We start from the raw sequence: 18858 nt of genomic DNA on the forward strand, positions 1-18858 counted from the left end.
TTGATGTGACGGTCGCGTAGCCTCCCGGGGTGGCCACCCGTCAGACCGCATCAAAGTCCACCGCCTCGCGCGGACGTTCGTCGTCCGCGCGTCCGGCGTCCAAGAGCGCTTCCTCCCGGCCCGCTTCCCGTAAATCCACGGGTTCGACAGTCAAAGGCAAGCCGCAGCCGCGCAGCGGCGGACCCTCGCTGCCGATACGCGCCGTCCGCGGCACCTGGATGGGTGTGGCTCACGTCGCCGGCGGCACCGCACGTCGGGTCGGTTCAAGTGCTCGCGATCTCGAACCCGAACTGCGCAGAGACGGAGTCGGATTCACGCTCATCGCCGCAGCGATCATCGTCGCTGCCGTCGAATGGTGGGGCATCGCCGGACTCTTCGGCGACATCGTCCACACCATCACCGCAGGCACGTTCGGTCTGATCTCCCTGGCGCTGCCGGTCGTCCTGCTCGGCCTCGGGGCGCACATCCTGCGCACGCCGAGGGGCCACCACGCCACCAACCGCATCAGCATCGGCCTCGCACTGCTGGCGTTCGCGGTCTGCGGACTCACGAGCATCGCGAAGGGCCTGCCGGACGCGGACCCCCGCGAAGGGCTCGAAACAGCCGGCGGGATGATCGGTTTCCTGGCATCCAGCCCGACGGTTGCCGCTGTCACCACCTGGGGCGCCGTCCCGCTGCTGCTATTGCTCGCGTTCTTCAGCCTGCTGGTGATCACGGCCACCCCGGTGCACCAGATCGGCGACCGTGCGCGACACCTGCTCGACCGGCTGTTCTACGGGCGCATGCTGGAAGAGAACGACGAAGACGGCCCGGTCGACGCCGTCGCGCTCGATCTGCACGGCGAGAACATCGACGGCGGACGCCGCAAGCCGCGCAGTCGCAAGCCGCGTCGCGACGAGAACGGCGACCTGCTCGACGGTGACGAGCCCTACGAGCAAGCAGCGGTCGTCGTCCCCGAGAAGCCCGGGCGCGGCCGTGCGAAGAAGGCCGAACCCGAGGTCTACGACCACGACGAACACGAGTCCGCGGCAAGGCAGCAGGATCCTCCGCAGGACGCACCGACGCCCGCGGGGGAGCAGAAGAACAAGCCGGTCCAGTTGCCGGGTGCACCGCCTGCCAAGCTCGAGGCCCCGCCCACCCAGCCGCTGCCGCAGCGCACCGAACAACTGCTGCTCGCGGGCGACGTGACCTATACGCTCCCCTCCAGCGACCTGCTCGCTGCCGGCCCGCCGCACAAGACTCGTTCGGCTGCCAACGACCGTGTGGTCGACGCTCTCGCCGGGGTGTTCGACCAGTTCGACATCGACGCCCAGGTCACCGGGTTCACCCGTGGCCCGACGGTCACCCGCTACGAGATCGAACTCGGCACCGGCACAAAGGTCGAAAAGGTCACCGCCCTCTCGAAGAACATCGCGTACGCGGTCGCGTCCGCCGACGTCCGGATCCTCAGCCCGATCCCGGGCAAGTCGGCCATCGGTATCGAGATCCCGAACACCGACCGCGAGACGGTCAGCCTCGGTGACGTGCTGCGCAGCAATGCCGCGCGCAGCAACGACCACCCGATGGTCATGGGCGTCGGCAAGGACGTCGAGGGCGGGTACGTCATCGCCAACCTCGCCAAGATGCCGCACATGCTCGTCGCCGGTGCGACCGGTGCCGGTAAGTCCAGCTTCGTGAACTCGATGATCACGTCGATCATGATGCGCGCGACGCCGGACGAGGTGCGCATGGTGCTGGTCGACCCCAAGCGTGTGGAATTGACTGCGTACGAAGGTATTCCGCACCTGATCACGCCCATCATCACGAACCCGAAGAAGGCCGCGGAAGCGCTGCAGTGGGTCGTGCGCGAGATGGACACTCGCTATGACGACCTCGCCGCGTTCGGTTACAAGCACGTGGACGACTTCAACAAGGCCGTCCGCGCGGGCAAGGTGCAGCCGCCACCCGGTTCGGAACGCGTCGTCCAGCCGTACCCGTACCTCCTCGTCGTTGTCGACGAGCTCGCCGACCTGATGATGGTCGCCCCCCGCGATGTCGAGGAATCGATCGTCCGCATCACCCAGCTGGCCCGTGCGGCCGGTATCCACCTGGTGCTGGCGACACAGCGTCCGTCCGTCGACGTGGTCACCGGTCTGATCAAGGCCAACGTGCCCTCGCGTCTGGCGTTCGCGACCTCGTCGCTCGCCGACTCTCGCGTCGTGCTCGACCAGCCCGGTGCCGAGAAGCTCATCGGTCAGGGTGATGCGCTCTTCCTGCCGATGGGCAGCAACAAGGCGATCCGTGTGCAGGGCGCCTGGGTGCCCGAATCCGAGGTCAAGGAGATCGTCAGTCACATCAAGGGTCAGCTGCAGCCGGCCTACCGTGACGACGTCGCCGTGACGGCTCCCAAGAAGGAGATCGACGAGGACATCGGTGACGACCTCGACCTGCTGCTGCAGGCCGCCGAACTGGTCATCAACAGCCAGTTCGGTTCGACCTCGATGCTCCAGCGCAAGCTGCGCGTCGGGTTCGCGAAGGCCGGCCGCCTGATGGACCTGATGGAGAGCCGCGGCATCGTCGGGCCCTCCGAGGGTTCAAAGGCGCGCGACGTGCTGGTCAAGCCCGACGACCTGCCCGCCACCATGGCACGCCTGCGCGGCGACGAGGTGCCCGACGACTCGGCCTACGACCAGGACATGCCGGTCGAGGAGAGCTCGGACGAGGACGCTTGGGCGCTGACGGAGAACGGACGCCAGTGACCCTGGCGGCACAGAACCCGGGGACGGGCTGTTGGCGCATGCTGCGGGTGCACCCGTGTGGGGTGCTGCTCGGAGTCCAGCTGTTCGGGATCCTGCTCTACCCGTTCCTGACCGGTTCGGTACTGGGTCGCACGGTCTTCTCGGTGTTCCAGTTGCTGGTGCTCACCATCGCGGTCGGGGCCGTCCGGATGACGCCGGCCCTCACCCGGTGGGCGTTGATCGTCGGCGTACCGGCTGTGGTGTTCACCGTGCTGACGTTGTTCTGGCCGGACAACGAAGCGTTCATGGTGGGCTCGGACATCACCCACTTCATCTTCTTCTTCTACACGGCCTACGCGCTCATCCGTTACATGTTCGCCGACGACATCGTCGGGAACGACGAACTGTTCGCCACCGGAGCCTGCTTCACCGTCGTCGCGTGGGGATTCGCCTATCTGTACTCGACGGTCCAGTACATCTGGGGTGCAAGCCAATTCGCGTCGCCTCACAACGGCACGCTGTCGTGGATGGAGTTGCTGTTCCTGTCGTTCACCACGATGACCGGCACCGGATTGTCCGACATCACGCCCATCGGGCCGTACGCTCGATCGGCAGTGATGTTGGAGCAGTTGGCGGGCGTGAACTACATCGCCCTGGTGGTCGCTCGACTGATCGGCATCACGCTCACCCGTTTCCGTCGCTGACCGACGACAGCATCCATCGACACCCATCGACACCCATCGACACCCCGGAGGACACGATGACCGACCAGCGCCCCGACCGTCCGTCCGGTGTTCCCGCGTGGGGCGACGACCGGGACTCCACCAGCGAACTGCCCACCGGGCGTGCGCCACAGGTCAACGGCACCGACAATACCCACGAGTTCGGACGATCGGCAGGGGTGGGACACACGACCGACCCGTACGGGCATCGACCCGCAGCAGCTGATCCGTACTCCGGGCCCGCACAGCCGCGGCCGACCTACGGCGCGGGTGGACCGGTCGGTCGCGAACCCGTCCCGGCGGCCCACGGGCACGCCACGGCGGAGAAGCGCTTCGGCGCCTTCCTGCCGGCTCTGGCCGCCGCGGTCACGACCGTCGCAGTTGCGGCTATCGCAGGGCTGATGATCCGCAACGACGTGCGTCCCGGCGGCTCCGTCGTGGTCCGCGATCTGTGGTCGCACGCCACGTTCTTCGACCAGATGTCATGGGCGTACGACGGCAAGCACGCGTCGGCTCTGATCTTCGGACTCGTGCTGGCAGTGCTCGGTCTCGTGGTGTTCATCGGGACGCTGCTCGCGCTGGCCGGGTCGCGTCGCTCGGCTTCACGCGGCGCCTTGTTCTTCGCCGTGTGGGGGCTTGTTGCCGTCGCAGGTTCGATCGCCGGTGTGCTCACCACGTTCGCGGTCAACCGCGACCTCAGCGCTCGAATCACCCAACTGATCGACCTCGGTGCGGGGTTCGGAATCCGCTACGGCTGGATCCCGGCTCTCGTCGCGGTGCTGCTGCGGATCGGTCGCACCAAGAGGTACTGATCAGACGGATTGATCCTGCAGCTGCTGTTCCTGCGCGGCCTCGAACTGCGCCTGCGCTTCGGACAGTTCGGCGTCGATGTCGGCCAGGAACGACTCGATCTCGTCGTACCCGGCGACCGGTCCACCCGCCAGTTGGCCGTCCATGCCCAGCAGGACCGCGGACGGGTACGCCATGCCGAGCGTCCGTGTGGTGATGCCGTTCGGGTCGGTCATCCACTCGACATGCTCGCCGAGGTCGGGCGCGTCCTCGGCCTGCGTACCCGCAGCGATCATCACCACGCGCAGCATCGGCTGCTCGGCTGCCCATGACGGCACGTGCTCCATCGTCCGGATGCACGAACCGCAGCCCAGGCTCACCGACACCAGAAGGACGGGCTTATTCATCGCGATCGAGTGCAGCGCGACCGTTTCGCCGTCGCGGGCGATCAGCGCCCCGTACGGGATCGGCTGACGGACGTAGTCGAACTCTTCGTCGTCCTCGAGCGACTCAGCAACCGGGGTCGTCGCTGCGCTGCCCCCGTGTACGACCAGCCCGGTGAGGGCGACGGCGGCGAGCACGCCGAGCACCCAACCCCATTCGGTTCCACCGAAATCGGTGAAGCGTTCGATCATCGAACCGCCGCGCACGGCGTCCACCAGAGCGAGCGCGGCCGCACCCACCAGCAGGACGTTGCGGACCACGGTGCGTTTGTCGATCTCGCCGAGGCCGAGCTTGCCGAAGCAGCCGCAGGTGACCGGCTCGTCGAACCCGAGGGCGCGGACGACGACCACGAGGTATGCGACGAACAACACCAGAGCGAGCGCGGCCACGACCACGTACAACGGTGAAGGCACGAGCAGCAGCGCTGCGGCGAGCGCGAACTCGGCGTACGGCAGCAGCTGCGGCGCCTTCATGGAGCGCAGTGCGTCCGGCAGCCGCAGGCTGAGGAAGGCGTCCTCGGTCGTGCGCGGGTCACGAACCTTGAACGCGGCACTCACCACCAACGCGAGCACGAGCAGCAGTGCGGCGACGATCCAGGGGGCCGAAGGCATGAGGACGATTCTAGAGCGGGATCAGTGGTCGAGTTCCCCGATCGTCTTCAAGGACGGTGGGCGGGTCTGCTGTTCGTCCCTGGCCACAGCCTCGACGTCCCGCATCACCCGCAGGACATTCCGGCCGGCTACCTTTGCGAGGTCGTCGTCCGACCAACCCAGCTCGGCCAGCGCCACGAACAACGCGGGGTAGGTGGAGACGTCCTCCAGCCCGTCGGGCAGTCGGTCGACACCGTCATAGTCACCACCGACGCCGATGTGATCGACGCCGACCGCCTCGCGCAGGTAGGTGTAGTGGGCGACGACGTCGCCCAGCGTGGCCACCGGCTTCGGGTGCTGCTGCGCCCGCTGTTTGTTGAACTCGGTGAACTTGATGTGGTCCTTGGGGTCCACACCCTCGGCAAGTGCGGCCTCGCGGGACTCGGCCCGCCAGTCGGCGCACGCCTGGGAGACGAAGTCGGGCACGAACGTCGCCATGATCACGCCGTTCTTCTGCTTCAACGTGGTCAGGACGTCGTCGGGTGCGTTGCGTGGACTCGAGCACACGGCGTAGGCGCCGGAGTGCGAGAAGATCACCGGCGCGGTAGACGCGGCGAGCGCATCGCGCATGGTGTCGGCCGACACGTGCGACAGGTCCACCATCATGCCGATTCGGTTCATCTCGCGAACCACCTCGACGCCGAACGCGGTGAGCCCGCCGTGCACCGGCTCGTCGGTCGCGGAGTCGGCCCACGGGTTGTTGTCGTTGTGCGTGAGCGTCATGTAGCGCACGCCCAGGACGTACAACATCCGCAGCGTCGCCAGCGAACTGTCGATCGACTGACCGCCCTCGGCGCCGAGCAACGAGGCGATGCGCCCCGAGGCGAAGACGCGCTCGACCTCGTCGGCGGTGCGGGCGAGCCCGAAATCGTCGGAATAGCGCGCGACCATCTGATGGACCGCGTCGATCTGCTCGAGGGTCGCGGTAACTGCGGTGCCGCCGGGCAGGTTCGACGGCACGAACACCGACCAGAACTGTGCTCCGACGCCGCCCTTGCGCAGCCGGGGGATGTCGGTGTGCCCGCGTCCGCTCAGATCGCCGGCGATGTCGTGCTTGTCGAAGTCGTAGCCGGCTTCCGCACGCGCGTGCCACGGCAGGTCGTTGTGGCCGTCGATCAGCGGGTGTTCGCGCAGCAGTGCGGCGATACGTTCAGCGGTGTTGGACATGGACCCATGCAATCACGGCACCACCCGCGCAGGGTCGCTGGTCGACGCGTCCGGGACAACTACAGTGAGCGTCATGACTTCCCGAAGTGTGGCCGTGGTGACCCTCGGGTGCGCCCGCAACGAGGTCGACTCCGAGGAACTGGCCGGACGCCTGTCCGCGCAGGGCTGGACGCTGGTCGACGATGCCTCCGCCGCCGACGTCGCCGTCATCAACACCTGTGGATTCGTCGAGCAGGCCAAGAAGGACTCGATCGACGCGTTGCTCGAGGCCAACGACCTCAAGCAGACCGGTCGCACCCAGGCCGTGGTGGCGGTCGGTTGCCTGGCCGAGCGGTACGGCAACCAGCTTGCCGAGCAGTTGCCCGAAGCGGACGCGGTCCTCGGGTTCGACAGCTACCAGGACATGTCCTCCCACCTGACCTCGATCCTGGCGGGGGAGCGTCCGGCATCGCACACGCCGGGCGACCGGCGCAAGCTGCTGCCGCTGTCACCGGCGGCGCGTCAGGGTTCGGACGTCGCCGCTCCCGGCCACGGTGACATGCGGCGTCCCTCCGACGTCAGCATCGAGTCGCCGGTCGCGGCACCGCGGGTGATCCGAGCCCGTCTGGACGGACGTCCGTGGGCTCCGCTGAAGATCGCCAGCGGGTGCGATCGCCGGTGCGCGTTCTGTGCGATCCCGATGTTCCGTGGCGCGTTCGTGTCGCGTCGTCCGGCGGACGTACTGGCCGAAGCGCGCTGGCTCGGGCAGCACGACGTCCGCGAGATCTTCCTGGTCAGCGAGAACTCCACCTCCTATGGCAAGGACCTCGGCGACCTGCGTCTGCTCGACACGATGCTGCCCGAACTCGTTGCCGTGGATGGTCTTTCGCGAGTTCGCGTCTCCTACCTGCAGCCGGCCGAAATCAGGCCCGACCTGCTCGATGTGATGACCTCGACGCCCGGCGTCGTCCCGTACTTCGACATCTCCTTCCAGCACGCCAGTGGTCCGTTGCTGCGCAAGATGCGCCGGTTCGGTGACGCCGAGTCGTTCCTGGGCCTGCTGGAGCAGGTGCGGCACCGTTCGCCGGAGGCAGGCGTCCGATCCAATGTGATCGTCGGTTTCCCCGGTGAGACCGAGGACGACGTCAATGTGCTGGCCGACTTCCTGTCGGCGGCCCGGCTCGATGTCACCGGTGTGTTCGGCTACTCCGACGAGGACGGCACCGAGGCCGAGACGTACGACGCGAAGCTGCCGCAGGACGAGATCGACGATCGCGTGGAGCACATCCGCTCGCTGGTCGAAGAACTCAACCACCAGCGTGCCGCCGAGCGCATCGGTCAGAACCTCGAGGTGCTCGTCGAGCAGATCGAGGACGAGGACACCGGCGAGATCGAAATTCGTGGACGGGCTGGACAGCAGGGTCCGGACGTCGACGGCGAAACCGTGCTGACCTGGCCGGACGCCCGCAAACTGCCCTCGATCGGCGACATCGTGACGGTACAGGTGGTCGACACGATCGGCATCGACCTCGTCGCGGAGCCGACCGGATGACCGAACCCACCCCGCGCCGCGGCAAGGACGCCCGGCCGCGCGACTGGCGTGAGTGGCAACCGCTGCGAAGTCCGGACGGCACGCCGATCCGGCTGCACGCGCCCGAGCTTCGACCCGACCCGGCCGACATTCCCAGCCAGGACGTCAGCAACTGGAACATCGCGAACGTCCTGACGATGCTGCGGATCGCGCTCGTGCCGTTGTTCGGATGGTTGCTTCTGACGCAGGACGGCGACAACAACGCCTACCGCTGGGGCGCGTTCGCGGTCTTCGTCGCCGCGTCGATCACCGACCGCATCGACGGTGAGATCGCACGTGCTCGCGGGTTGGTCACCGACTTCGGCAAGATGATGGACCCGATCGCCGACAAGGCCCTCATGGGCATGGCGCTGGTCGGACTCTCGATGATCGATCGGGTGCCGTGGTGGGTGACGATCGTGATCCTGGTGCGCGAGATCGGCGTAACCCTGTTGCGCCTGTGGGTGATCCGGCACGGGGTGCTCCCGGCCAGCCGCGGCGGCAAGCTGAAGACCTTTCTGCAGGCAGTCGCGATCGGATTCTTCGTGCTCCCGTACGGCGGCGCGTTCGTCGTCATCGCCTGGATCGTCATGGCCGCCGCTGTCGTGGTCACCGTCGTGACCGGCGTCGACTACGTCTTCCGCGCGCTCTCACTGCGGCGGACGGCGAAGGCGGCCTGATGCTTCCCAGCGAGACGCAACTGGTCGCCCGCCTGACCGGGCTGGGACAGACGATCGCGGTCGCCGAATCGCTCACTGCCGGAATGGTCGCCGCGACCATCGCCTCCGTCCCGGGCGCCAGCGTGGTGCTGCGCGGGGGCGCGGTCACCTATGCGACCGACACCAAGACGTCGCTGCTCGGCGTCGACGAAGAACTGCTCGCGCGCGGGGGAGCGGTGCAGGCGCAGGTCGCCGAACAAATGGCTTCCGGGGTGCGCACGGTGTTCGGTGCCGACTACGGGCTCGCGACCACCGGGGTCGCCGGGCCCGATCCACAAGACGGCGTCGAGGTCGGTGTCGTGTTCATCGCGATCGCGACGCCGGACGGTGTGATGAGCGACCGCCTTGACCTGGACGGCGATCGCGAACGGATCCGTCGCTCGGCCACCACCGCAGCGCTTCGGCTCGCCCTTGCGCATCTGGGGCACGGGGATGTGGAATGACCGGCCCGGGATGTGAGTTGTCAGTCTCATGGGTTCACCCTGTACACCAGCGTTCGGAATGGCCGCGCACGGTGATGGTGCCTGCGGTTATCGTGGACTCGTTCATCCGTTCGGTTCGTTGAATCAGGAGTCGTCATGATCTTGCTGCGTCAAGAGCTCGGCGACGTTCTGCGTGAGTTGCGCCAGGAGCAGGGACGTACCCTGCGCGAGGTGTCCGCCGACGCCAAGGTCTCGCTCGGCTACCTCAGCGAGATCGAACGCGGCGAGAAGGAAGCATCCTCGGAGTTGCTCGCCCACATCTGTGATGCGCTCGGTATGCCGTTGTCGCAGACTCTTTCGTTGGTCTCGCAGCGTGTTGCCGGTGTCGAGGCGCTGACCGCTCCGGTGCCGCTGCCGGTCAAGACCGACCGCGCCGTCGTCTCCGCCGCCTGAGCTTTTCGTATCGCGTCGCCTTGGTTTCGGCACGCGAGGATTCGCAAGCTCATCCTCGCGTGCTCAACCAGCGGGTGTGGTTGGGGCTCAGGCTTATTTGTCGGCGCCGGAAGCCGGGAACGCGTGCTGGGGCCTGGATTTGTTCGCTGGTTGAGCCATGCGGACGAGGGACGAATCCGCATGCGCCGAAACCTGGTGAGGTGCGCTGGGACTCAGCCGTGGCTCGGATTCCGTTGGCATGACGGGCAATAGGTCAACTGTCTTGCCTGCGGAGCGTCGCCGATCATCCCGATCCGCAGCTTGGCTCCACAACGCGGACACGGCCAGCCCTTGCGCTCGTACGCCTGCGGCACGTGACGGCCTTCGCCGATCGCGTCGTGCAACATCCGGTGGGCGATCTGCAGAACATCGCGGATGACGCCTTCGTCCAATCGATCGACCGGCAGCCACGGGTCGACGCCTCGCTCGAACAGCGGCTCCGTCGTCCAGATGGTGCCGAGTCCGGCGAGATTGCGTTGATCGAGCAACGCTGCGCCGATCGGCCGTCCGCCGTTCGCCCGCAACCGACGTAGTGCCTCATCCTCGTCCCAGTCGGCGCCCAGGATGTCGGGACCCAGGTGCCCGACGAGCCGGTGCTCGTCGCGCGTGCGGACCAGGTCGAGCATCCCCAGTTTGCGTCCGACACAGGCCTTCTCGGCTGTCGCGACGAGCGCTCGAATGTCGTCATGTGCCGCGAACCGAGGACTGACCCGCGGCGTGGGAACCACCCGCCACGAACCGTCCATCCGCAGGTGCGAGTGAAGCGTCCACCCGGAGTCGATGCGGTGCAGGATGTGCTTGCCACGCGGCACGACCTCGATCGTTCGACGACCGCGCAGCTCGACCTCGGGCAGCCGACCCATGCGTAGATCGACGCCGACGAGTTCATCACCGCGCAGCGCCCGGTCGAGTCGGCGCGCGGTGCGCCAGACGGCGTCTCCTTCAGGCATCGGCACTCATCGGCGCAGCCGCAGGCCCTTGGGTGTGGTGTGGAATCCGTTGTCGGTCAACGCCGTTGCCAACGGATGACTCGAACTCAACGCCGCAGTGCCGTCGATCGAGTGGACGCTGAGGTCGGCCAGGCGTCCGCTGCGGACGATCTCGGCCAGTGCCTTGGCGACTGCGTCGGCGTGGGTCGGTGTGTCGTCCCAGGTGAGCACTGACCGTCCGCCGCGCTCGATGTAGGCGATCAGTTGCCCGTCGACGAGAGCGACCAGCGAACCCGACTTACGCCCGGGTTTGTGGCCGGTGTCGCCCTCGCGCGGCGGCCAGGCGAGCGCGGCCCCGTAGGCGTTCGCCGGGTCGGTGGCCGCGAGCACCAACGCAGGAATGGTCTTGACCGGCGCGACGTCCCAAGGGTTACGAGGGGTGACCTCGTTCGCCGGCCGCGCACGCAGTCGATCGATGGCGCCCGTGCCCGCGAACTGGGCGGCCCCAAGACCTTCGACGAAGTACCCGCGTCGCACCTTTCCCCGCTCCTCCGCGGCAGCGAGCACCCGGTAGATCTCGGCGAAACCGCCGGAGATCCCTTCCGCGACAACGCTTCCGCGCGTCACGATGCCGTAGCGGTCCAGCAGGACATCGGTGGTCGCCAACGACCGCTGGGTTGGGTTGAGCTCGAACTGCGGCAGCACCCACCACCTTCCGACCATGGTCGGCGTGGTGATGGGTCGGATGGCGGACGAGGGTCGGGCCAGGCCCGTGCGCAGGCCGGCGCTTCGTCCGTACCGTGACCGGCGCGGACCTGCCGTGCGGCTGCGGTGCGTCGTCCGACCTCCACCCAGCAGGGCTCGCACCGGCGCGAGCGTGTCTCCGGTGATCCGCCCGGCCCAGGCGAGTTGCCACATCGCCTCGGCGATCTGACTCTCGCCGCCCTCGACGGCAGCGCTGACCGCGGAGAAGAAGTGGGCGCCACCACCGGCCATGGCGTCCAGGACGGCGCGCTGCAGGTCGTCGAGTTCGCCCTCGTCGGGTGCCCCGAGAGTTGCGTCGAGCTGGTCGCCGAGGTGCAGACTGATCCACCCGTCGTCACCCGGCAGGGAGCCGTGCCCCTGCCAGATCACTTCGCCGGCCGTCATCAGCTCGTCCAGCATTCCGGCCGTGTAGCGCTCAACCCGTGCAGGCAGGACAAGCGATTCGAGTGCGGAGGCCGGCACCTTCGCGCCGGCCAACTGCTCGACCGCTCGGAGCACGCCGTCGAGCCCGCGTTGGCCGGTGCCGACACCCTGCCAGGGCGGGAGGAAGCGAGCGAAGTCGGTGGCCGCGACGGGCTCGACCTCGGAGCGCAGGGCTGCGAGCGAGCGGCGCTTGATGATGCGCAGCACCTCGGCGTCGCAGAAGTCGGACAGGCCGTCGCCGGTGCCGAGCGGTCGCAGTTCTCCTTCGACGATGCGTCCGCGGTGCACCAATCGCTTGAGCGTGTCGTGCACGACGGCGCGCCCCAGGCCGAACGCCTGGGCGGCGTCGGACGCCGTGAAGGGGCCGTGGGTGCGGGCATACCGGGTGATCAGGTCGGTCAGCGGGTCGTCGGCGGGTTCGAGGAAGGCGGCCGGGACACCGGTCGGCAGGGCAGCGCCGAGGGCGTCCCGCAGCAGCGCAGCGTCCTCGACCGCTGCGAAGCGTTCGGTGTCGCCCCAGCGCACGACGATCAGCCTGCGGTCGGCTACCAGAGCGTCCAGGATCTCGTCGAGGTCGGTCACGTCGGGACGAGTACGCGCGCGAATCTCGTTGCGGGTCAACGGTCCCAGCGCGCGGGCGAGATCGGCGACATCGTCGGCGTGCCGCGCCTGTCGGCTCTTGGTGAGTCGTTGCAGGTCGGCCTCGGTGGTGGCGACGACGTCGCTGTCCAGCAGGTCGCGCAGCGCAGCGCCCTCACCGTGACCGAGCAGGTCGGCCAGCAGTGACGGGTCGAGCGCCAACGCGGCCGCACGCCGTTCGGCCAGCGGGGAGTCGCCCTCGTACAGGAACTGCGCGATGTATCCGAACAGCAGGCTCTTGGCGAACGGGGACGCGGTCGGCGTCTCGACCGTGACCGTGCGCACCGTGCGCGACTGGATATCGCGCATCAGCGCGGTGAGCCCGGGTACGTCGAACACGTCCTGGACGCACTCGCGCACGGCTTCGAGCACGATCGGGAACGACGGGTACTGGCTGGCCACCTCCAGCAACTGAGCCGATCGTTGGCGCTGCTGCCACAACGCCTGCCGGCGTCCCGGGCGCTGCCGGGGAAGCAGCAACGCGCGTGCGGCGCATTCACGGAACCGGGAGGCGAACAACGCCGAGCCGCCGATCTGGTCGGTGACCATGCGCGAGACGTCGTCGGGGTCGAGCACCAGCACGTCGGTCAGATCGTCGTTTTCTCCGTCGCCCATCTCCATGTCGAGCAGGCGAAGCACGATGCCGTCGTCGGCATGCATCGCCTGCACCTCGACGCCGTACCGCTCGCGCATGCGTGCCGCGATGCACAATGCCCAGGGGGCGTGGACGGGTGCGCCGAAGGGAGAGTGGATGACGACCCGCCAGTCGCCGAGTTCGTCCCGGAAGCGTTCCACCACAACCGTTTTGTCCGTCGGCAGGTGGCCGGTGGCCTCCTGCTGTTCGCGGACGTAGGTGATCAGGTTGTCGGTGGCCCAGGTGTCGAGTCCGGCCTGTGTGACTCGCTCGCGGGCGCCTTCGTCGGGCAGCGAACCGACCTCGCGGACGAACTTGCCGACGGCCTGGCCGAGTTCGGCAGGACGTCCGAGCGCGTCTCCGCGCCAGAACGGCAGGCGTCCCGGTTGGCCGGGTGCGGGCGTGACCAACACCTGGTCGTGGGTGATGTCCTCGATCCGCCAACTGCTGGTGCCCAGCGTGAACACATCTCCGACGCGCGACTCGTAGACCATCTCCTCGTCGAGTTCACCGACCCTGCGTCCGGGACCTTCACCGCCGGCGAGGAAGACCCCGTACAGCCCACGGTCGGGAATCGTGCCGCCGCTGATCACGGCGAGTTGCTGCGCACCGCGGCGGGCACTGAGCGTGTCGGTTGTGCGATCCCACACGATGCGTGGCCGCAGTTCGCTGAAGTCGGTGCTCGGGTAGCGTCCGGCCAGCATGTCGAGCACGGCTTCGAGTGCGGTGCGTGGCAACGCCGCGAACGACGCTGAGCGGCGGACGAGTTGCTCGAGATCGTCGACCGGCCAGTCGTCCATCGCGCACATGGCCACGATGTGTTGAGCCAGTACGTCGAGCGGGTTGGCCGGGATCTTGAGTTGCTCGATGGTGCCGGCGCGCATGCCCTCGACGACGACGGCGGTCTGAACGAGGTCGCCGCGGTACTTGGGGAACAGCACCCCGTGGGAGACCGCGCCGACCTGGTGTCCGGCGCGTCCGACACGCTGCAGTCCGCTGGCCACGCTGGGCGGTGACTCGACCTGGATGACGAGGTCGACCGCGCCCATGTCGATGCCGAGTTCGAGGGACGACGTCGCGACCACGGCTGGCAGGCGTCCGGCCTTCAGGGCGTCCTCGATATCGGCCCGTTGTTCCTTGCTCACCGAACCGTGGTGCGCGCGGGCGAGCACCGCCGCCGCGCCGTGACTGCTGCCCGCCTGACCCATCAATTGGGCTGGGGCAGACGAGGATTCATCGTCCAGCGCGATGTCGTTGCGGTCGGCCCAGATCTCGTTGAGGCGGGCGGTCAAGCGTTCTGCCAAGCGCCGTGAGTTGGCGAACACCAGCGTCGAGCGGTGGCTGCTGATCAGGTCGACCATCCGCTCCTCGACGTGCGGCCAGACGGACGCCGAGCGCGTGGGGTCGTCCGGGCCGGTGAGGTCGGAGGGCTGGTTGCCCAGGTCGGCGAGATCGGGCACGGGGACGACGACCTCGAGCTCCCATTCCTTGGTCGACGGCGGCTGCACGATGGTGACCGGACGCCCGCCGGTGAGGTAGCGACCGACTTCCTCGACCGGACGGACCGTCGCCGACAGTCCGATGCGCTGCGCCGGCTTCGGCAGCAGCGCATCCAACCGGTCGAGCGAGACCGCCAGGTGCGCACCGCGTTTGGTGCCCGCCACCGCGTGCACCTCATCGACGATCACCGTCTCGACGCCACGCAGGGATTCACGTGCGGCCGAGGTCAGCAGCAGGAACAACGACTCCGGGGTCGTGATCAGGATGTCGGTCGGACGTCGAGCGAACGCACGGCGGTCGGCCGCTGCAGTGTCTCCGGAGCGCACCGACACGCTCACCTCCGGTTCGGGGAGCCCGAGCCGGGTTGCGGCGTGCTTGATGCCGACCAGCGGTGCCCTCAGGTTGCGTTCGACGTCGACGGCCAACGCCTTCATCGGGGAGATGTACAGCACCCGACAGCGTTCGAGCGGGTCCTCCGGCGGCGGCGTCGCGGCCATCCGATCGATCGCCCACAGGAACGCCGAGAGCGTCTTGCCCGAGCCGGTCGGTGCGACGACGACGGTGTGCTGGCCCGAACTGATCGCATCCCACGCGCCCTCCTGGGCGGCGGTCGGCGCGCTGAACGACCCCTCGAACCACGCACGGGTGGCAGGGGAGAAGCGTTCGGTGATCGGGGAGTTCATCGCCGCTCAGCTTCCCACGCAGCACCGACAGACCGACACTTCCCACCGAGCGGCCGGGCTATGAACTGGTGGTCGGGCTATATCCCGGCCGCTGATTCATAGCCCGGCCACTCGGTGAGTCAGGCCTTCGGGTCGGGGCTGATCCGAAGCGTGTGCAGCGTGGTCGCGAGCATGTCGTAGTGCCCGACCAGCAGGAGGAACTCCACACACTCCCGTTCGGTGAGCGTGGCCCGCAGGCGCGACCACTGTGCGTCGTCGAGGTCACGCTCGGCGAGCAGTGTGTCCGCCGAGTCGATGAGCACGGCTTCGCGTTCGTTCCAGTGGGGCGATGAATTCTGCTGCAGCGCATCGATATCCGCGGCCGTGACGCCGACTCGGACGCCGAGACGCCGGTGGTGCGCCCACTCGTACGCACTCCCGCGGCGGTTCGCGACGCGCAGGATGACCAGTTCGCTCTCGCGGCGCGGGAGCGAACCGAACGGCATCAGGCGGGCCGCGAAGTGCAGCCAGCCCCAGTACAGGCCCTTGGCTCGTCCGAGGGTGGTGAAGATCGCCGGCGGCTTCGTGCCGGTGACCTTGCCGGCGATCCGGCTCATCGCGAACGCCGGCGCACCGAGCTCCTTCAGGGTGCCGGGCGAGATGCGGGCGACCGCCGATTTCGCATCCGTGCTCACGAGGTCACCTTCTTTCGCTGGAGGGTCGTGAGTTCCGCGTTCTCCTCGCGGGCGATCTGCAGGGCGAGGCCGAGTTCGGGAAAGCCGCGCCATTCCATGACCCGCTGGGCAAGCATCCGCGCGGGCAGGATCGCAGCGATCCAGCGAGGTGCACAGATGCGTCGCGAACGGTTCTTGATGCCGCGGTCGAGGGCGTCGATCGCGCTCTTGAGCGGCGCGACACCGAGGATGGTCCCCCCGCCCGTCAGTGTGGTGGCGGCCTTGGTCCCGAACCCACGTGAGGTCATGTCGGTGTCGATCTCGGCGAAGTAGGCGACACCGACCTTCGCGCCGGTGGGCTTGAGCTCGATCCTCAGGGTGTTCCCGAGCGCTTCGACGGCGGCTTTGGACGCGTTGTACGCACCCATCATCGGTGCGTGTGCGGCAGCGGCCAGCGACGCGGTTGCCACGGCGTACCCGCCGGGGTGGCTGATGTGCGGTGCGGCAGCGCGCAGCGTCCAGTAGCAGCCCATCACGTTGACCTCGATGTGCGCGCGCATGACCTCCGGGTCACCGCCGTCGAACGGCAACTGCGAGGCGATGCCGGCGTTCGCGACGACGACGTCGAGTCCACCCCACATGCGGGCGACCTCGTCGATCGTGTCGGTGACCTGGTCCTGGTCGGTGACGTCGACCTCGCGCCAAATCGAGCCAGGACAGCGGGCTGCGGTTTGCTCGAGGATCTCCGCTTCGATGCCGAGGAGCGCGACCTTCGCCCCCTGTGCGGCGAGTCGTTCCGCCAGGGCGGCACCGATGCCTCGCGCTGCTCCGGTGATCAGAACACGTCGACCTTCGTGAGCACTCATTCGGCCACGCTAGTTGATCAAGTGACCCAGTTCACGTGGCCGCGTCCGGGGTATGAGATCAGCGCGGGACGGACGGCTGTTGCTGGGTGATGCAGTGGATCCCGCCGCCGCGGGCAAAGATCTCGCGGGCATCGACCCCGACGACCTCGCGGCCCGGGTACACCCGACGCAGCACGTCGAGCGCGCGGTCGTCGTGCTCGTCGTCGAAGGTGCAGGCGATGACACCCCCGTTGACGACGAGGTGGTTCACGTAGCTGTAGTCGACGGGTCCGTCGTCGTCGAAAAGCGTTGCGGGAGCGGGGATTCGCTCGACCGTCAGAGTTCGCCCGGCGGCGTCGGTGCTGTTCTCCAGGAGCGCGATGATCTCGCGGCTGACCTGGTGATCGGGATGGTCGGGATTCTCCTGGTGGTGCACCAACACCACGCCGGGGCAGGTGAAGGTCGCGACGATGTCGACGTGGCCGCGGGTGCCGAACTCGTCGTAATCGCGGGTGAGCCCACGAGGCAACCAGATGCATGTCGAGGCACCGAGGCAACGAGCCATCTCGGCCTCGATGTCGGCCTTGGACGCCTGCGGGTTGCGACTGGGATCCAGTTGCACCGTCTCGGTCAACAGCACCGTGCCTTCGCCGTCGACGTGGATGCCGCCGCCCTCGTTGACGATCGGCGAATCGACGACCGTGGCGCCGGCCTGCTCGCCGACCCGACGACCGACACCGGCGTCCTTGTCCCAGCTGGCCCACGCCTGCGCGCCCCAACCGTTGAACACCCAGTCGACGGCACCGAGCTCTCCGTGTTCGCCGAGTACGAAGGAGGGGCCGATGTCACGCATCCACGCGTCGTCCAGCTCGGCTTCGTGCACAACAACGTTGTCGTGCAACAGGTCTCGTGCAATGCCGAGGGCGTCGGTCGTGGCGAGCATGTGGACGGGTTCGAACCGGGCGACGGCGTTGGCGACGTTCGCCCAGGTGCGCCGGGCAGCCTCGGCCTCCGCGTCCGTCTCGCCGAGTGTGTATCCCTGGCTGGGGAACGCCATCCAGACGCGATCGTGCGGCGCCCATTCTGCGGGCATTCGCCAGGTCATCGTCACGCGTTCGGGTCGGCGCGGACGTGTTCGGGTTTGATCGGTTCGGCCAGCGACGCGTACGTGTCCGGGCGACGGGTCGACAGGAACGGGAACAGGTCGATCCAGTCCTTGCCCTGGGCCAGGTCGAGATCGGCGACCAGGACGGCCTCGGTGTCGCGCGGTGCTTGGACCAGGACGCGTCCGTAGGGGTCGGCGATGAACGATGAGCCGTAGAAGGTGATCAAACCCTCGCTGCCGGTGCGGTTGGGCACGACGACGAACACTCCGTTGGCGATCGCGTGGCCGACGATGGTGTGTTGCCAGAGCGGCTGGGTGTCGAACTCGGGGTGATCCGGCTCTGATCCGATCGCGGTCGGGTACGCCAGCAACTGCGCTCCACCGAGGGCGTAGGAGCGTGCGACCTCGGGGAACCACTCGTCCCAGCAGGTCGGCATGCCGAGCTTCACCGACGGATCGTCAAGTGTGACCACGGGATAGGCATTGTCCGATGGTCCCGGACGGAAGTACTTGTCCTCGTAGTAGCCCGCGGTGACCGGGATGTGCGTCTTGCGGGTGCGGGCGACGAGTTCGCCGTCGGGGGAAACGAGGATCGCGGTGTTCAGGCCGCGGCCGTCCGCCTCGGGCGCCTTCTCGAAAAGCGAGGCGTGCACATATACGCCGAAGTCCTTCGCCGCCTGCGCCGCGAAAGTGAAGGTCGGGCCGTCGCCGAGGCTTTCTGCGGTCTGGTCCGGCGCACCTTCGGGCAGGGTGTCGGCCGGGTAGCGAGAAAGAGTCAGTTCGGGAAGGAACACGACCTGGGCGCCTGCCTTCGCCGCCTGCTCGATGCCGCCCCGCAACGCCTGCTGCAGTTCGCCTGCGTCCTCGCGCCAGTGGTGCTGCACCAGAGCGACACGCACGGGTGCGGCGGCGGGTTCGTCGACACGGGCGAGGGAGACCGGCACCTCGGATGCTGTGATCAACTGCATGGTCCGAGAGTATGGCCGACGCCTGCCGGAACTTTCACATCAA

General features: G+C 67.9%; 15 protein-coding genes. 7 read left to right on the top strand and 8 right to left on the bottom strand.

Annotated features, from left to right (window positions below):
- The first annotated feature begins 218 nt into the window (after positions 1–218).
- The 3 genes from EU513_RS05835 to EU513_RS05845 are packed head-to-tail and all read left to right on the top strand — an operon-like array spanning position 219 to position 4251.
- Positions 219–2738: a DNA translocase FtsK gene (locus EU513_RS05835; protein ID WP_129624976.1), complete on the top strand. Its 2520-nt coding sequence runs from the start codon at positions 219–221 to the stop codon at positions 2736–2738.
- A gap of 38 nt (positions 2739–2776) precedes the next feature.
- Complete coding sequence (locus EU513_RS05840) at positions 2777–3421, top strand: ion channel (protein WP_129624947.1); 645 nt, start codon at positions 2777–2779, stop codon at positions 3419–3421.
- A gap of 56 nt (positions 3422–3477) precedes the next feature.
- Positions 3478–4251 (top strand): hypothetical protein, encoded by a 774-nt coding sequence (locus tag EU513_RS05845; RefSeq protein WP_129624948.1) that lies wholly within the window; start codon positions 3478–3480, stop codon positions 4249–4251.
- Here the strand turns inward: EU513_RS05845 and EU513_RS05850 are convergent, their stop codons facing one another.
- Together EU513_RS05850 and EU513_RS05855 are read right to left on the bottom strand one after the other, a co-directional pair.
- The gene (locus tag EU513_RS05850) at positions 4252–5283 is read right to left on the bottom strand and encodes a MauE/DoxX family redox-associated membrane protein (protein WP_129624949.1); all 1032 of its coding nucleotides are present in this window, start codon (positions 5281–5283) and stop codon (positions 4252–4254) included.
- Between the two features lie 21 nt (positions 5284–5304).
- A complete protein-coding gene (locus EU513_RS05855; RefSeq protein WP_129624950.1) occupies positions 5305–6489 on the bottom strand; it encodes a dipeptidase in 1185 nt (394 codons plus the stop codon).
- A gap of 73 nt (positions 6490–6562) precedes the next feature.
- On the opposite strand from EU513_RS05855, the gene rimO reads away from it, so the two are divergent.
- From rimO to EU513_RS05875, 4 genes are all read left to right on the top strand, one after another.
- Complete coding sequence (rimO, locus tag EU513_RS05860) at positions 6563–8020, top strand: 30S ribosomal protein S12 methylthiotransferase RimO (protein WP_129624951.1); 1458 nt, start codon at positions 6563–6565, stop codon at positions 8018–8020.
- Positions 8017–8718 carry a CDP-diacylglycerol--glycerol-3-phosphate 3-phosphatidyltransferase gene (gene pgsA, locus EU513_RS05865; RefSeq protein WP_205744679.1) on the top strand — a complete coding sequence of 234 codons (702 nt, stop codon included), beginning with the start codon at positions 8017–8019 and terminating at the stop codon, positions 8716–8718. The genes rimO and pgsA overlap by 4 nt, the downstream gene beginning before the upstream one ends.
- Positions 8718–9200 carry a CinA family protein gene (locus EU513_RS05870; protein WP_129624952.1) on the top strand — a complete coding sequence of 161 codons (483 nt, stop codon included), beginning with the start codon at positions 8718–8720 and terminating at the stop codon, positions 9198–9200. The genes pgsA and EU513_RS05870 overlap by 1 nt, the downstream gene beginning before the upstream one ends.
- A 135-nt stretch (positions 9201–9335) precedes the next feature.
- Positions 9336–9632, top strand: a complete 297-nt coding sequence (locus tag EU513_RS05875) for a helix-turn-helix domain-containing protein (RefSeq protein ID WP_129624953.1) — start codon at positions 9336–9338, stop codon at positions 9630–9632.
- Positions 9633–9844: 212 nt separating this feature from the next.
- Here the strand turns inward: EU513_RS05875 and EU513_RS05880 are convergent, their stop codons facing one another.
- From EU513_RS05880 to EU513_RS05905, 6 genes are all read right to left on the bottom strand, one after another.
- The gene (locus tag EU513_RS05880) at positions 9845–10621 is read right to left on the bottom strand and encodes a DNA-formamidopyrimidine glycosylase family protein (RefSeq protein ID WP_129624954.1); all 777 of its coding nucleotides are present in this window, start codon (positions 10619–10621) and stop codon (positions 9845–9847) included.
- Positions 10622–10627: 6 nt separating this feature from the next.
- The gene (locus tag EU513_RS05885; RefSeq protein ID WP_129624955.1) at positions 10628–15244 is read right to left on the bottom strand and encodes an ATP-dependent helicase; all 4617 of its coding nucleotides are present in this window, start codon (positions 15242–15244) and stop codon (positions 10628–10630) included.
- Between the two features lie 119 nt (positions 15245–15363).
- Complete coding sequence (locus EU513_RS05890; RefSeq protein WP_240795935.1) at positions 15364–15918, bottom strand: carboxymuconolactone decarboxylase family protein; 555 nt, start codon at positions 15916–15918, stop codon at positions 15364–15366.
- Positions 15915–16763 carry an SDR family NAD(P)-dependent oxidoreductase gene (locus EU513_RS05895; RefSeq protein WP_129624957.1) on the bottom strand — a complete coding sequence of 283 codons (849 nt, stop codon included), beginning with the start codon at positions 16761–16763 and terminating at the stop codon, positions 15915–15917. Before EU513_RS05895 ends, EU513_RS05890 begins: the two co-directional genes overlap by 4 nt.
- Before the next feature lie 58 nt (positions 16764–16821).
- The gene (locus EU513_RS05900) at positions 16822–17847 is read right to left on the bottom strand and encodes an agmatine/peptidylarginine deiminase (RefSeq protein ID WP_129624958.1); all 1026 of its coding nucleotides are present in this window, start codon (positions 17845–17847) and stop codon (positions 16822–16824) included.
- Between the two features lie 2 nt (positions 17848–17849).
- Positions 17850–18815 (bottom strand): nitrilase-related carbon-nitrogen hydrolase, encoded by a 966-nt coding sequence (locus EU513_RS05905; RefSeq protein WP_129624959.1) that lies wholly within the window; start codon positions 18813–18815, stop codon positions 17850–17852.
- Positions 18816–18858: the final 43 nt, after the last annotated feature.

The organism is Yimella sp. RIT 621 (assembly GCF_004146205.1).
Classification (GTDB): Bacteria; Actinomycetota; Actinomycetes; order Actinomycetales; family Dermatophilaceae; genus Yimella; species Yimella lutea.